We start from the raw sequence: 15,251 nt of genomic DNA, 5'->3' as shown, positions 1-15,251 counted from the left end.
TCTCCTGCTGGTACCTCTGAGATACATTGTAAATCTAAAATATCTCCTGGTGCTGTTCCTGTTGGTGCCGTGGTATCTTCTACTCTGATTGTTTGTACCAAATCAGTTATACTTCCACACTCATCTGTTAAAGTATAAGTTCTTGTGACAATATATGGTGAGCCTTTACATCCACTTCCACCATTGTTTGTGTCTTCAAAACTTACGGTTACTAATCCACCACAATTATCTGCCTTATCTGTAATTAATTCTATATCTCCTGCTGGCACCTCTGAAATACATTGTAAATCTAAAATATCTCCTGGTGCTGTTCCTGTTGGTGGTGTGGTGTCCTCTACCGTAATCGTTTGAAATGCTATAACAACATCACATGGAGTTGGTGTTGATGGATCCTTAACTCTTAATGCTACGTCATAACTTTCACATGTATCAAAATCATTCTGCACATTAACTCCTATAGCATCAATATTAAATGTATTTCCATCATAACTAAAATCCCATTCATAAGTCAAGTCATTACCTCCTGTAGGATCAATAGATATACTCGCGTCAAAAGCAAATGAATAACCACACGATGCATCAGCAGAGTATGTAAATTTTGGCTGTGGTGCACTAAAAACACAAACTTCTTGAGTTGTTATGTCAGTACACCCATATTTATCAGTAACTCGCAATGCTGTAGTTACAAAACCTGGTGTTGTATAGGTATAGTTACTAGTTACTCCAGTTGCATCTGTAGAAAAAATTCCTGTATATTCAAAATCCCATTCATATAGAACAATAGCGTCATTAAAATCTGGAGCCGTCATAAGTGTATAAGGTGGATCTGCATAGAAAGTAGAATTTGATCCATCAAGAGTTACTGTAGCGCCAGTACAAACGTGCCCTTGAGTAAACTTTGCTGTAGGAACTGAATTAATTCCTATTAAAGAAGGCACTTCAAATTCATCTTTTAGTGATGAATTTGGTGATCCTCCTGCTAAAGAAGCTCCTACTTCAATTGTTAGATTATTACAAGTACTTGTTGGATTACAAACATCAAAAATATCTGTAATTTTAATTCTAATTTCAAAAAACAACCCTAAGCTACCATTACAACTTTCTTCTCCTAATTTTGCCTCAAAACTAACTCCAGTATCCACAAACATGCTTCCATCCCATGTATAAAGCGTATTATCTGTTATAACAGGATTACTACCAGGGCTAATTGAGAAAAATGCAGCAACATCTGAACCTCCTTTAGAAGTGTCTCCAGTAGAAGAATTACAATCAGTATTAATAAAAAACGAAAAAGAAGAGTTTCCTGTTGCTTCTCTATCAAAAGCCATGTAAACATATTCGTTATCTTGATCAAACCAAAAATTTAATATATCTGCAGTTCCAGTTGGAGTATCATCACCATCAACAACATCTGGGGTTCCCCATTCATCTCCCGAAGGTGGAACGCAATTATTTCCATCAAAATTTACTATTTGTCCAAAACCAATAAAGGAATTAAATAATAAAAATGTAAATAAAATTCTTTTTAAATGAGTAATTTTTAATCCCATACCTTAATACTTTAAAATTATTTATGCTTTGGAAAAACCAAAACTTTCATAAGGGGTTTGGGGTAACAATAAGGGTATAAATATTCATAGTATGACTTTTTAAGTCGCACTTATGCACACAAGAAATCCATTAAAATTTAGTGGGAAATAAAATTAACAACAATTGGGAGTAGTGTTAATTTTGAGAGGTTAACGTTTTTATAGGTTTTAATAAACGGTTATACCAAATGTAACATATATTTTTAGTTTTAAAAAATGTAAATCTAAAAAAGGGGAATTTCCCCTAAGAAGTTACAGTTAAAAAAATATCTCGAAAATATTTTATAAAAAGTGTTTCTTAATAGGTAATTTTGCTACATGATACAAAACGATACTATTATTGCTTTGGCTACACCTGCAGGGGTTGGGGCTATTTCTGTGATTAGACTTTCTGGTGAAAATTCTATTACTCTTGTTGATACTTTCTTTAAGTCTGTAACTAATAAAAAATCTCTAAAAAGTCAAAAAACACATACTATTCATTTAGGACATATTGTACATAATGAAATTGTTTTAGATGAAGTTTTAGTATCTGTTTTTAAGAATCCTCGCTCTTATACTGGTGAAAATGTAGTTGAAATTTCTTGTCACGGCTCTAGTTTTATTCAACAAGAAATTATTCAATTATTCTTACAAAATGGTTGTAGAATGGCTGATAATGGTGAGTTTACCATGCGAGCATTTTTAAACGGAAAGATGGATTTAGCTCAAGCTGAAGCGGTTGCAGATGTAATAGCATCAAATTCGGCGGCTTCTCATCAAGTTGCTATTCAGCAAATGCGTGGCGGTATTACTAATGAATTAAAAGAACTACGAGCACAATTATTAGATTTTGCTGCTTTAATAGAATTGGAATTAGATTTTTCAGGTGAAGATGTTGAGTTTGCTGACAGAACAAAATTTAAAAAATTAGTTTCTAAAATCACATTAGTTTTAAAGCGTTTAATTGATTCTTTTGCTTTTGGAAACGCAATGAAAAATGGAATTCCAGTTGCTATTATAGGTGAGCCTAATGTTGGTAAATCTACATTATTAAACGCTCTATTAAATGAAGAAAAAGCAATTGTATCTGATATTGCAGGTACCACTCGTGATGCTATTGAAGATGAATTAATTATAGATGGTGTTGCATTTCGTTTTATAGATACTGCTGGAATAAGAGAAACAGAAGATATCGTTGAAAATATTGGAATTAAAAAGGCATACGAAAAAGCAGAAAATGCGCAATTAATCATCTTTTTAATTGATTCTAATAAATATTTACATTCTAAAGAGGATTTCTTAGAAGAAATTAAAATTATAAAAAATCGTTTTCCAAATAAACGTTTATTAGTAATAGCTAATAAGATTGATACTCTTTCTTGTCATGATTCTTCTATTTTACAGTCAGAAATAGAAAACCTTATTCTACTTTCTGCTAAACAAAAAACAGGAATTGACGAATTAAAGCAAGAATTAACATCTCTAGTAAATACCGGAGCTTTAAGTAATAATGAAACAATTGTTACCAATTCTCGTCATTTTGAAGCCTTAAACAATGCTTTAATGGCTATAACTTCTGTACAACAAGGAATTGATTTAGAAATTTCTACCGACTTATTTTCTATTGATATCAGAGAATGTCTGCGTCATTTAGGAAATATTACTGGTGAGTATGATGTTGATAAAGATATTTTGGGGCATATTTTTGGTAATTTTTGTATCGGCAAATAGATTTCTTTCCCTTTTGTTTTCTTTGATTATATTTTATTTAATTTTAATAAAAAAAATAGAAAAAACCTAACCAGGTAATCTGATTAGGTTATAGTAGATAAATAACATTTATATTTTAAAATTATAAATTCTTTCCAAACTTTTCTAGTTCATTTAATACTGAAAAAAGTTTTTTACCTAAAGGAGCAATTGTGTATTCGGTTTTTTTAGGGTACTCATTAAAATCCTTTTTCTTAATAACCTGAGCATCAATCATTTCTTTTAACTGCTGTGTTAAAGTTCTTTTTGAAGCTGTTGGTAAACCTTTTTGAATATCTTTTAATCTTAATTTTGTTTTGAAAAGTTCCTTCAATATTGCAGCTTTCCATTTACCAGAAATTATATTAAGCGCTTTCTCAATAGCTTGATTATTTTCAAATTTAACTTCTTGACCTTCTAACATTTCATTCTGCTTAAATTGAATAGCAATGATACATGAGCTATATAGGGTATGAATATCCAATAGTACAGAGGTTTTGACATTCTAAAATCCTTTAGTTAGTTTTAAAATGTTCTTCTAAAAATTGAAAAACTTTATCAAAGTGCTTTAATGGTTCTGTATGTCCACCTTCAATTGGAATATGCTCATAATAATTATTAAAATTATTAACTTTCAGCCTATTTATAATTTTATTAGACATTAATGTAGATGGCCATAATTCGTCTTGAGTAGCTGATATTAGTAATAAATTACCATTAATTTTTTCTACAGCAATACTTGCCTTATCTTCTGCTACTTTATTTTCAAGCATAATCTTATAAGCATTACTCATTTCTCTTTTTAAAACAGAAGGGACAGCTTTCCAAGGCATTGGAATAAAAGGAAGTTCTTTGTCTTTAAGGCTCCAAGAAGATGTTGAAGCATTTACTGTGGTTGATGGAAAATTAGCATGACTAGGTACAATAGCTATTACAGCATCTATATCATTATAATGACTTGCAAGGTTTAAGACTAATTCACCACCTTTAGACCCTCCTATGACTGCTATTTTTGTGTTATTTATTTTTGGATTGTTATTAGCAATATTAATAATAGAATCATGTATTGCATTTAATGATATTCTATCTAGATACTTAGGTGTATTTTCCATCCCAAAATAGCCCACTGCTAAAAAGGCATAACCTTCGTTAATAAATTTATCTCGTGTGCTTTTCCAATAATCACTAGCCCAAGCATTGCCTCATTCTCCTCCTCCAAAACCTACAATTAGAGGTTGATTTTCTGACTCTCCTAAATATAATTTGGATTGTATTTTTCCATGATACTCTGACAAAGAAGGTCTGTGAAATTCTAAAAATAAAAATAATCCTATGATTAAAACAACTATAACTGAGGTAATAATCTTAACTATTTTTTTTAACATAAGTCTCTTTTTAAATTATATTGCAATGTAAAGAGAGTCTCTGAAAATAAAAATTGACCTATATCAATTAATTAAGCTTGCTTTCTTATTCTGCTTAATGTTTCAGGAGTAATACCTAAATAAGAGGCAATCATTTTTAAGGGTATTCTGTGGTAGGTAGTCGTGTATGTTTTACAAAAGTGATCATATTTTTCTTTTGCAGATGTAAATCTCATAGAAGTAATACGCTCCATTAAAAGACCAAAAGAATTCCCCATATCCATGCGAGCATATTTCTCCATCGCAGGAAAATTTTCGAACAAATAAACTAAATCTTCCACAGCCAATATGACAACTTCACAGTCTTCAATAATATCTATGTAATAGTGATCTATTTTTTGCTGCATGAAACTTCTTGGGGAATTAATCCACTCACCAGAACTACAAAAAAATTCGCTAATCTCCTTTTCATCTTTTACAAAATATAGCCGAAGTATCCCTTTTTCTATAAAATAGCTATGTTGACAAATTTCATTAGCATCGTGAATAATAGTTCCTTTCTTAAAGGTTTTTATTTTTGTTCTATTAGTTAGCTCTAAACTTAACGCTTTTGTAAGAGAGGTATATTTGGATATGTTTTCAAATAATTTTGTCATTTTCAACTATTAAATAATTCTTACTGTAAATGGGAAATATAGTTTTATTCAGAGAAAAGAACAATAAAAACATAAGAATATTCTATTGTACTGTAGCTATAAGAGTATTAAACTTATAATAAAGTTTAATTTAAATGATACTAATATTTTGGTAAAAAAGAGTTGTAGAAACAAAAGCCACTACTTTATTTCTATTACATTTCTGTTTTCCTATATAATACTGTTTTCTTTATTTTATCATTAGGGAAATTGAATTGTTCTTTAAATTCTGGAAAGGATTTTTTCAATCTTTTTATTAGGGTTTCCCATCCTTTAGTACTTTCAATAATTTCATAACGCGATTTATTTTCTAATTCTATTAATAGCGTTAATATATCTTCTTCTAGATATATAAAAGGAATACCATATGCTTCAATTTTAATAATATCTCTTAAATACACATTCTTACAATGACTATCTATTTTTAGTGAAAAAAAATTATTATAACATGATATTTTTGATATTTGATCGAAGTGAACAGTCATACCTCTACAATAATTTTAGAAACTTTTTTGTAAATTAATACTCAAAAAAGATGTCTTTTAGTTTTTAATCTCATTTGTACAATAGCAATATAACTAACTATTAATCAATTTTGAATTTTTAACAAACTCTCTTTGGATATATTCATTTGATCTTCCTTTTGGAATAGACAAAGAGTGCCATTTATCATTTAAAATCATTTTTCCAATAAAAGTAATTTGTCCTATATGGTACGGATAATGTGCAATTTGTCGTGTAAGACTCTCTATTAATTTCACTTCCTTATTCCGTATCAAAATTGGTTTTTCAAAATTATCTTGATTTAAAGTATCTAATGCTTTAAAAAGACAATTCCATCCATTCTCCCATCTTTTAATTAATTCTGTATAACTCAAATTTTGCTTTTCAAATTCATCATCTCTATTTCTCCATTTCTTTTCTCCGTCACTTTCAAAAAAATCAGTCCATCTCGATAGCATATTTTCAGACAAATGAATCATTAAACATGCAATATCATTGCTCTCTTTATTAAACTTGAAATACAAATCTTGTTCTGATAACTGAGATATTGTTTTATCTGCTACTTCTTTATACGATCTAAATTGTTTTTTTATATTTCTTAAATATTCTTCTATCATATTACTATTTGTAATTATTTTTAATTAATTCTACCAATTTAGTACAGTTTTTTTCGATTGCTTTATTAACTAAATGAGTAAACTCTGGAAACTTCTTATGAGCTCTTATTTCCTCTGTATTAATAGTAAGTGTTCTAGAATGGTATTCTTTACCATCAATCTGAATATCTATTACAACTATTAGAGGGTCACCCTTACTTTCCTTTGGTATTTCTTTTAATAAATATCCTCCATAGAGATCATCTCCAGAACAACCTACAATAAGTTTCTTCTTTTTTTCACTAACTTCTAAAGTCCTTTTAATTGATTCTATTAAACTTCTTGCTGAGTTTAGATGTATTGTAAAGTTCTTTACAATTATCGTGTTACTTTCAAGGCTATAATTTATTTTTTCAGAAAAATGTCTTTCAAATATATTCATCCTAGTATCAATCAATTGTTTATCTCCAATTTGATATGAACCATATTTACAGCTTGAAATAAATAATGACATTATCTTTTTTTTAGTTTGTTTTTTAGGAATCTTATTAACAAAAACAATCTTCTTTTTATCTGAAATTTTATAATTAATAGATAATTTATAATCTTCAAACTTAGGTGTAAGTTTATGTAAGGTATTTGATTTCCATTTAGGGATTTTTTTCACTAATTCGACTGATGCGCTATCAATAGTTTTATGTACTCCTTTAAGCACTATAATATCATTAACATTACCGAATTTATCGATTGAAAAACTTACTTCAACATCTCCTTCTATTCTTGCTTTTTTTGCTTTTTCTGGATACAGAAAATTCTCACTTAAAAAAGCCTTTAATTCTTTTTCACCTCCAGGAAAAATAGATTCTATTTCCTTACCTATTAATTGTAAAGTATTTTTTTCTTGAATTTTCTTAATAGAATCTTGTACCTGAGCTAACATTGTTAATTTAACAACTGTTAGCATTAAAAAAAATATATTTTTCTTCATTTTTATTAAATACTTAATTCGATGTCATAAGATTAAACCCCAATAGTTTCCACTCCCCATTTTCTATAATGTACTTTTGCTCAAAAATAATTTTGTTGATTCCCCCTTGTCCATTTATTGGATAGTACCCATTTAACAATAAAAAACCTTCTTTTGTTATTTTAGATTTGTGTTCGATTAAGGTTAATGGGGCATTTACAAGTGTTATCAAATCTACATTAGCATTTATAATTCCGTTATAATTTGAGTTAAAATTCTCTAATGTATGTTGCGACTGCCATACTTTAGAAGTGCAGTCTCTAAACCTCTTCATATTCTTTTCATTAACAGATTGACCAAAAACTGCTAATGACGTTTTAAAAAGTTTTTCGACTTCATCTTTTGATGGCATTTTTATAGCTTTATTTGCAATTACCATAAACGGAAATGTAATAATGATTGAGTTATCCTTATTATTTTTATCCCATACTTTAGAAGTAAGTATATACTCTTTATTTTCTTTAAAATTAGTGCCTGTATAAATGTTTAACTCAACGGTTTCTAAGAACTCAAAAGAACCATTATTAGTAAACAAATCTGGTTCGTCCATAATTATATTATTCTCTTTGTCTTTGATGATCATTTCTGCACCAACACTTACTTTCCCTTCTTTTTTAGTTAAAAAATCTAATCCGAAAAGATTAAAATAAATATGAGAGAACTTTTCTATATTATTGTTTTGAAGAGGAATTGTATTGTCTTTTAAAATTTTAACTCCCTCTATAGATAACCCGTTGTAAGAATAAGATAACCCAGTTTTTAAATCTTTGTATGTACCTTGAGAAAAGTTACATGACGTAAAGACTAATAAAATGATACAGGTTATTGAAATTTGTTTTTTCATAATTAGTATATTTAATAATAAGTTTGATTTAATTGTGATATAAGTCGATTTGTTTTTCTAATAGAAAGCTCAAAAACTATGAGTGTAACGCCAAGTATTATTGTCATAATTATGTATAGTTGCTGCTCATAACCTGCTATAAAAGGAATATCTATTAAAACAGCATCTACAGTTTGGTCTCCTATTACAAAAACAAGGAAGTCCCAAATAAAATGAAACCCTACAACAGACCATATAGAGCCTGTATATCTATATAAATAGCATAACAAATATCCCATGAAAAATAGTCCTATAAACCAAACGCTATGAGTAATATCATAATAGTGTGAAAATGAAAATATTAGCGATGAAATAATAGCAGATATGTGAAAATTCACTTTATTTTTAAGTAATGTTATAAATAGAAGTCCTCTAAAAAAGAATTCTTCCCAACATGCAATAGCGAAACTAGTAAGTAATACCCCAATGATAGAATAAATTAAACTTTTTTCGATTAGTATAAATCTAAAATTACCTTCAGTAAAAAACTTAAAGGAAAGTAGAATAGAACACATAACTAAAAACCCCAATGTAATTCCTAATCCAATATTAAAGATATTTTTTTTAGTTCTAAATCCAAAATCACTTACTTCTAGTTTATTGATTTTTTTATTGGAGTATACTACTAAATAGTATATAAACAATGGAAACAAAATCCATAAAATATTTTTATATAATGTTAAATTATTTTCGTTACAGAATGTAATTAAAATTAAAAAAGTATAAAATACTAAAAGCCCTATTAAGGCTTCAAGTGTAATAACTCCAAAAATTCTGAAGGTTATTTTATTTTTTTGTTTCAATTTCTAATTCGTTTTGCTACAATTATCATAATAATCTAATAACATTATCAAATCTTCGTAAGTATTTTTATACTCACCATTAATCATTTTTTCTTTTAAATCATTACAGTCAGAAAAGATTTTAGCATACTTTTTACGTATACTTTTTTTCTTTTTTTTAGGATGCAACCAAAGAAAATGAGATTCAGCTTCATTATGCTTTTTAATTACATAAATTTTTCCATACACCGCTAAATGTGAATATAAAGAAACTGAATTGTTCTTATATTCTAATGCAACAAAACCGTGAATTTTAGGCATTTGCAATGTATGAAGAACTACTTTTTTATCTGATGAGCCCAATTCAACTTTAAAGATTTCTTCCGTAGGGTAAATAGCCCAAGTATTAGCATATTTATTACTTCCAGGGTCTTTAGTGAATTTTATACTTGTCATATTAGTACCATGTAAAGAACCATATCCATTAATAATACTATCGTTTGCTAAATAGATTTTTACAGGTGCAAAATATTTAGCTTCTACATCTATACCATAATAGGATTGTTCTTTTTTGTAAGCATTTTGCCCATATAATTTTGTAAAAAAAAAGATACTTAATAATAGTAGTGAAATATTTTTTTTCATCAATATTGTTTTATATTTTATAGGTCAACCCAAAATATAAATCGATACCGTCACCTTTTAATTTGTCGAAATCTGTATCATTTACAGGTTGTTTATTATCGTAAGTTGCATTGTAATACTTTATTCCAATAAGGGCACCAAGCTTTTTTGTCCCAACTAACTCATATTCTGTTAAAAATACAATTCCCGAAGCTTTTCTATAATTTAATATTTCTTTAAACCCTAGTTCTTCAGCATCAACTTTTAACCTTCCGCCTGTATAAAAACCATAGCCAATACCTAAGTTTAAAGTTTCATTCCCTTTAGAATCAAGTCCTATTAAATATTTAAAAGTCGGCTGGATAGAAATTCTATTAAAAGATGTAGATACGTTTGAAAGTTCTGGCCTAAGTGTACTTGAATTATAAGAAAATCCTGTACCAATTTCATATTTGTTATTAAAAATATATCTTAGGTTAATTCCTATTTTCAAGCCTCCTCCTGCACTTATTGATGAGGGTTTGTTATTTTCATCTACAAATAGATCGATACTATTAAAACCTACACCAACACCTAAATCTAGTCCGATTCTTAATTGATTTTTTAAAATTTTATTTGTATTTTTTTGTTGAGCTAATAAACATGTAGTTAGCATCAATATTATTAAAAAGGGAATTTGTTTTTGCATTAATTTTTTTTAACTTTATAAAAATTCATATAAGAATGCAAGTATATATTTTTATATGAAATAAAAAAATAAGGGGTAATTTTTGCTCTATCAAAATAATAACCTATTTCGCTGGAAAGTTTTTATCTAAAAAATCAAATACTAAATCAAAATGCTTTAATGGTTCTGAATGACTTCCTTTTATTGGAACATGATTATAATAATACTTAAAGTTATTTTCTTTTAATCTCTTTATAATTTTATTAGCCATCGTTGTTGTTGGTGCTACTTCATCTTCTGTTGCTGAAATAAGTAATATACTTCCTTTTATTTTCTCAACATTTATCAAAGCTTTTTTTTCTGCAACTGTATCTTTTAGCATAGCTGAAAAAGTTCCTCTCAAATCTCTTTTCTTTAAAAAAGGAATAGCAGCATTGTTTACTGGTATAAATGGAAGTTCTTTATTTTTAAATGTCCAAGAAGAAGTACTAAAATGATTAGTATTTCCAGGGAAAACGGCATGACTAGGAACTAATCCAATAATACAATTAATATCTTTAAAATAGCTCCCAACTAATAAAGCTAAATCAGCTCCTCTTGAACCTCCAATAATAGCTACTCTTTTTCTATCTATATTTTTATTTTTAGTAGCTTCTATAATTGAATTATAAATATCTTCAATTTCTATTTTTTCAAGTAGTTTAGGAGTGTTCTTTGAACCAAAATAACCAATTGCTAAAAACGCATACCCTTTTTCTAAAAATTTATTTCTAGTCTTTTCCCAATAATTACTAGCCCATGCATTGCCTCCTTCTGACCCTCCAAGACCAACTATCAATGGTTTACTGTTATTATTACTACTACCAACATATAAAATTGCTTCAGTATTTTTCGTTTTTAAAACTTCTTGTGCTGTTATCTTAAATGATAAAATAAAAATGAATGTAATAAAAAATGTTCTCATATTTTTTTTAATGTTTATATTTTTCGGTAAAGATGAGTAATAAATTAAGAAAAAGTACTTGACACAAATCAATTATTAATAAATAAAAAAGTAATAACTTTAAAAATATAATTAAACTTAATTATCTCAGATTAGTTTTTGGCTTTAAATCGACAAAATGAATATGAATTTATCATTACTATTTTTACCAGATATATCTGGTTTCACTAAATTTATTCAAACTACTGAGGCGGAACATAGTCAACATGTAATTGCAGAATTACTTGAAGTTTTAATTAATGCTAACACTGAAGGTTTACATTTAGCAGAAATTGAAGGTGATGCGTTATTTTTTTATAAGGAAAAAGAAATTCCTTCGTTAGAAAAATTATTAGCTCAAGTAGAGCAAATGTTTACGGCTTTTTATAGTCATTTAAAACTTTTAGAAAACAATAGAGTTTGTCCTTGTAATGCGTGTTCTACAGCACATAATTTACAATTAAAAATAATTGCCCATTGTGGAGATATACAGTTTATTAATGTGCAAAATAGTAGAAAACCTTTTGGAAAAGAAGTAATTGAAGTTCATAGGTTAATGAAAAACTCTGTAAATAGTGACAACTATGTTTTATTTAGTTCAGAATTAAGTGATATCATTCATTTATCAAATACCTATAAAACGAAGCTATATCATTTTAAGAGCGGTAGTAATACCTATGATGGCAAAGAGTTATCTTATTTATATTCAATTATTGATAAAAAGGAATTAAAGTTGAAGCCTTATCAACAAGCAAAAAAGATTGAATTTAAAAAAACATCAGCTTTTATAATTGAAAAAGAATTTCCCGTTGCCGCAAATGAACTATTAGAGTTTATCACAAATTTTAAGTACAGAAAATATTGGATTGCTGATGTAGATGATTTTGAGTTTAATATAAATGAAGTAAATAGGATTGGAACCGAACATATTTGTGTTATAAAAGATAAACACCTTAATTTTATTACGGTAACAAAAAAAGGGAAGCCAGGTCAATTAGTATATGGAGAGATGACTACTAGTCCTCCACCGGTTGATGCTTTATACCAATTTCATATTATTTCTCCACTTACTTCTAGTTCTTGTAAATTAGAAACAGAAGTTTATTTTGAAGCTAAATCACCTATTAAAAAATTATTGACTTTCTTATTTCTAAAAAAAGTTTTAAAAAAGAACACAACACATGCTATAATTAATCTATTTAATTTTGTAACAACTAAATATCATTAATCAAAATTCCAAAGATTATTTTTAATACTTTTTTACTATTTGCACAACTCTAATTATTATTTGACACAATTTTTTTTAATTAAAAAATATTAACCTCGTCTAAAAAGAAAACATGAAAGAACAACACCTAAATATTCCAGCTAAAGATGGTTATAATCTTTCAGCTATCTTAAGAGAACCAAAAACAAATAGAAAAGGAATTATACAGATTCATTGCGGAACAGGAATCCCTCAAAAATTATATTCTAATTTTGCTATTTACCTTACAAAAAAAGGATATACAACGTTGACCTTTGATTACAGAGGAATTGGGGATTCAAAACCAAAAAAACTAAAAGGATTTGATGCAACAATTCGAGATTGGGGGCAAAAAGACATGACTGGTGTTTTTAATTGGATACTCGACAATTACCCTAATGATAAGAAAATAATTATAGGTCACAGTATGGGAGGTCAAATGATCGGTTTAATGGAGAATAATGATAAAATTGACCATCTTTTTTTAATAGCATCCTCTACAGGATATTGGCAAGATATGAGCAAACCATATAAATGGATGTTGCCACCAATTTGGTTTTTATTTATTCCTGTTAGTACTTTCTTTTTAGGATATGCACGAACTAAAAAAATAAATCTAGGAGAAAACTTGCCAAAAGGAGTAGCTCTAGAATGGAGAAAATGGTGTATTAACCCTAAATATTTTGAGAATGAATTCGGAAAAACATTAGATCCATTATATTTTGATCAAATTAAAGTACCATTAAAATCAATACAAATAACAGACGATCCAATTGCAAATCATGTAACAACCAATAAATTATTGAAGTATTATAAAAATGCTAAAATATCTATTGATAAAATTTCACCTAGTGACTTTGATATGGAAAAAATTGGGCATTTTGGTTATTTTTCGCGTAAGTTCAAAAATACTCTTTGGAATAAACTTGTATTAGAAATGAACTAAAGTTGAATATTCTCTTTTACTTCTTCATTTAAGCTGTTTACAAAAAGTATTTGTTTCATGCTATAATAATCGAGTTAGATTTTATTACGCCTTATCTTCTCTATTTGTTTTTGATAATAAACTAACAATTAAATCATTCATTGGAGTGTTAACATTATAATGTTTTCCTAAGTCTGAAATAACTCCATTTTTCGCTCCAAGCTCAATTGGGTTACCATTTAGTCGATCTATCAACATTGAGCTGCTTTTTGTATCTGGGTATGTCATTAATTTTATTAGCATCTCATTTATAAAACTACTTTCTATTTTAGCGCCATCTGCTTGTGCTACTAACACTGCTTCTGTGATTATATTTCTATATAGATCTCTCATTTTTTTATCTTGAAAAACCCAACAAGTTTCTCCGCTTAAACAGAGAATGGCACCAAGCGTAGCACTTTCGCATAACTTTCTCCAGTTTGCAGTTTTAAAATCTTTTGTTTGATTGACCTCAATACTTTGTGCATCAAAAAGCAATTTAAAATTGTTTGCTATAGGGCTCTTATTAACTGTAAGTATAGGTTTGCGAATTACTTTATAAGAGCCTTCATTTTGAAGTTGAATAGGGCAATCTATCATGCATTCTAAAATATTTTTTTCTGCTGCAAAATCTAATAAAGGAGCTTTTAGATTAATACCATTTCTTATAACTGCTATTTGTGTTTTTGGGCTTATTAGCTTTTTAAACCAATACTTAGCTTTAGAATATTGGTGCTCTTTAAGACATATTATTAGCCAATCTAATTTTGGACTACCAGTAATTGATGTTTCTATATTTATAGGAATTTCACATTCACTATTCTCTGAAATTAATTTTAGGCAATCCTTTTTAGTTCTATTATAGTAAAACAAAACATGCGAATCACTTTTTTGTAGTTCATAGGAAATTACGGTGCCAATTGCACCTACGCCCAATATTCCTATTTTACTTTTTGGTTTCATGTTCTTAAAATACATAATAAGTGTTGTACAGCTTCCAAAATCCTATAAACTCATCATTATTTAGAACGAATAATTTTGGACACTAACTGTTTTTATATTTTTCCCAGTCCAATTCAACCGAAATTTCAAAATCTCCTTGTTTAATTATAGGTGTTTTAAGCACTAATTTGTTATCTACTATTTTAAAAATTCTAAAATGCTCTTTATCTTTCCAGTTAGGAAGAAGTGAAGTTATGACTTTTACATAAATTTTGTCGTCTACTAATCTCCAATATCCTGAATAAGAAAGATAGGTTTCTATTGCTTTTATTTTTTCACCTGGAGAAGACATTTGTAGTTATTCTATTGAAAAAGGGGCTTGATTATCTGCCATTATAGAAACAGGCATTAACTTTTCTTTACTAAATAATAGTATTCCTATAGGTTGTTCTCCATATGGGAAAATAGATTTATCAAGTGAATGATTTCTTACATTAAAAGTATTTAGTTTCCAAGCACCTATTAATTAGTCTTCGATTTTTTTCATTACATTTATCTGAATCCATGATTTTAATTTTTCCTTCCCATTTTTAAAGCTTTTAAGAAAAGGTCTATTATATCATCATTTGTTTATTTTCTTGTTTTCTGTACATAA

Annotated in this window: 17 protein-coding genes and 2 pseudogenes; 3 read left to right on the top strand and 16 right to left on the bottom strand. The window is 28.1% G+C overall.

The window, feature by feature from the left end; all coding sequences use genetic code 11:
- Positions 1-1,550, bottom strand: a pseudogene (locus H3Z83_RS12645) (PKD domain-containing protein); the annotation flags it as partial.
- Positions 1,551-1,907: 357 nt separating this feature from the next.
- Between H3Z83_RS12645 and mnmE the strand changes: the two are divergent.
- Positions 1,908-3,302, top strand: a complete 1,395-nt coding sequence (gene mnmE / locus H3Z83_RS12640) for a tRNA uridine-5-carboxymethylaminomethyl(34) synthesis GTPase MnmE (RefSeq protein WP_182125858.1) — start codon at positions 1,908-1,910, stop codon at positions 3,300-3,302.
- Between the two features lie 121 nt (positions 3,303-3,423).
- On the opposite strand, the gene H3Z83_RS12635 is transcribed toward mnmE, so the two are convergent.
- The 12 genes and pseudogenes from H3Z83_RS12635 to H3Z83_RS12580 all read right to left on the bottom strand — a co-directional run bounded on the left by H3Z83_RS12635 (position 3,424) and on the right by H3Z83_RS12580 (position 11,426).
- Positions 3,424-3,804 carry a winged helix-turn-helix transcriptional regulator gene (locus tag H3Z83_RS12635; protein ID WP_182125857.1) on the bottom strand — a complete coding sequence of 127 codons (381 nt, stop codon included), beginning with the start codon at positions 3,802-3,804 and terminating at the stop codon, positions 3,424-3,426.
- 31 nt (positions 3,805-3,835) lie between these two features.
- A pseudogene (locus H3Z83_RS12630) lies at positions 3,836-4,483 on the bottom strand (acyl-CoA thioester hydrolase/BAAT C-terminal domain-containing protein); the annotation flags it as partial.
- Positions 4,484-4,522: 39 nt separating this feature from the next.
- Complete coding sequence (locus H3Z83_RS12625) at positions 4,523-4,705, bottom strand: hypothetical protein (protein ID WP_182125855.1); 183 nt, start codon at positions 4,703-4,705, stop codon at positions 4,523-4,525.
- Positions 4,706-4,776: 71 nt separating this feature from the next.
- Positions 4,777-5,340 carry a Crp/Fnr family transcriptional regulator gene (locus H3Z83_RS12620; protein ID WP_182125854.1) on the bottom strand — a complete coding sequence of 188 codons (564 nt, stop codon included), beginning with the start codon at positions 5,338-5,340 and terminating at the stop codon, positions 4,777-4,779.
- A gap of 194 nt (positions 5,341-5,534) precedes the next feature.
- Entirely contained in the window at positions 5,535-5,864 is a 330-nt protein-coding gene (locus H3Z83_RS12615) for a hypothetical protein (protein WP_182125853.1), read from the bottom strand.
- Between the two features lie 93 nt (positions 5,865-5,957).
- Positions 5,958-6,500 carry a DUF1572 family protein gene (locus tag H3Z83_RS12610; RefSeq protein WP_182125852.1) on the bottom strand — a complete coding sequence of 181 codons (543 nt, stop codon included), beginning with the start codon at positions 6,498-6,500 and terminating at the stop codon, positions 5,958-5,960.
- A gap of 4 nt (positions 6,501-6,504) precedes the next feature.
- The gene (locus tag H3Z83_RS12605) at positions 6,505-7,467 is read right to left on the bottom strand and encodes an energy transducer TonB (protein ID WP_182125851.1); all 963 of its coding nucleotides are present in this window, start codon (positions 7,465-7,467) and stop codon (positions 6,505-6,507) included.
- Positions 7,468-7,480: 13 nt separating this feature from the next.
- Positions 7,481-8,350 carry a hypothetical protein gene (locus tag H3Z83_RS12600; RefSeq protein WP_182125850.1) on the bottom strand — a complete coding sequence of 290 codons (870 nt, stop codon included), beginning with the start codon at positions 8,348-8,350 and terminating at the stop codon, positions 7,481-7,483.
- Positions 8,351-8,361: 11 nt separating this feature from the next.
- The gene (locus H3Z83_RS12595; RefSeq protein WP_182125849.1) at positions 8,362-9,192 is read right to left on the bottom strand and encodes a CPBP family intramembrane glutamic endopeptidase; all 831 of its coding nucleotides are present in this window, start codon (positions 9,190-9,192) and stop codon (positions 8,362-8,364) included.
- 3 nt (positions 9,193-9,195) lie between these two features.
- Positions 9,196-9,816: a hypothetical protein gene (locus H3Z83_RS12590; protein ID WP_182125848.1), complete on the bottom strand. Its 621-nt coding sequence runs from the start codon at positions 9,814-9,816 to the stop codon at positions 9,196-9,198.
- Between the two features lie 10 nt (positions 9,817-9,826).
- A complete protein-coding gene (locus H3Z83_RS12585) occupies positions 9,827-10,483 on the bottom strand; it encodes a hypothetical protein (RefSeq protein ID WP_182125847.1) in 657 nt (218 codons plus the stop codon).
- Between the two features lie 103 nt (positions 10,484-10,586).
- Positions 10,587-11,426: an acyl-CoA thioester hydrolase/BAAT C-terminal domain-containing protein gene (locus tag H3Z83_RS12580; RefSeq protein ID WP_182125846.1), complete on the bottom strand. Its 840-nt coding sequence runs from the start codon at positions 11,424-11,426 to the stop codon at positions 10,587-10,589.
- Between the two features lie 157 nt (positions 11,427-11,583).
- On the opposite strand from H3Z83_RS12580, the gene H3Z83_RS12575 reads away from it, so the two are divergent.
- Both H3Z83_RS12575 and H3Z83_RS12570 read left to right on the top strand, forming a co-directional pair.
- A complete protein-coding gene (locus tag H3Z83_RS12575) occupies positions 11,584-12,672 on the top strand; it encodes a DUF2652 domain-containing protein (RefSeq protein WP_246337579.1) in 1,089 nt (362 codons plus the stop codon).
- A gap of 112 nt (positions 12,673-12,784) precedes the next feature.
- On the top strand, positions 12,785-13,636 hold the full coding sequence (locus tag H3Z83_RS12570; RefSeq protein WP_182125845.1) for an alpha/beta hydrolase family protein: 852 nt from the start codon (positions 12,785-12,787) through the stop codon (positions 13,634-13,636).
- A gap of 84 nt (positions 13,637-13,720) precedes the next feature.
- Here the strand turns inward: H3Z83_RS12570 and H3Z83_RS12565 are convergent, their stop codons facing one another.
- From H3Z83_RS12565 to H3Z83_RS13030, 3 genes are all read right to left on the bottom strand, one after another.
- Positions 13,721-14,632 carry a 2-dehydropantoate 2-reductase gene (locus tag H3Z83_RS12565; protein ID WP_182125844.1) on the bottom strand — a complete coding sequence of 304 codons (912 nt, stop codon included), beginning with the start codon at positions 14,630-14,632 and terminating at the stop codon, positions 13,721-13,723.
- A gap of 67 nt (positions 14,633-14,699) precedes the next feature.
- Positions 14,700-14,948 carry a lipocalin-like domain-containing protein gene (locus H3Z83_RS13035; protein ID WP_182125843.1) on the bottom strand — a complete coding sequence of 83 codons (249 nt, stop codon included), beginning with the start codon at positions 14,946-14,948 and terminating at the stop codon, positions 14,700-14,702.
- Positions 14,949-14,954: 6 nt separating this feature from the next.
- Complete coding sequence (locus H3Z83_RS13030; RefSeq protein WP_182125862.1) at positions 14,955-15,119, bottom strand: lipocalin-like domain-containing protein; 165 nt, start codon at positions 15,117-15,119, stop codon at positions 14,955-14,957.
- Between the last annotated feature and the right edge of the window lie 132 nt (positions 15,120-15,251).

The sequence above is a fragment of the Tenacibaculum pelagium genome (assembly GCF_014062345.1).
Classification (GTDB): Bacteria; Bacteroidota; Bacteroidia; order Flavobacteriales; family Flavobacteriaceae; genus Polaribacter; species Polaribacter pelagius.
This window is presented reverse-complemented; position numbering and strand designations above follow the sequence as displayed.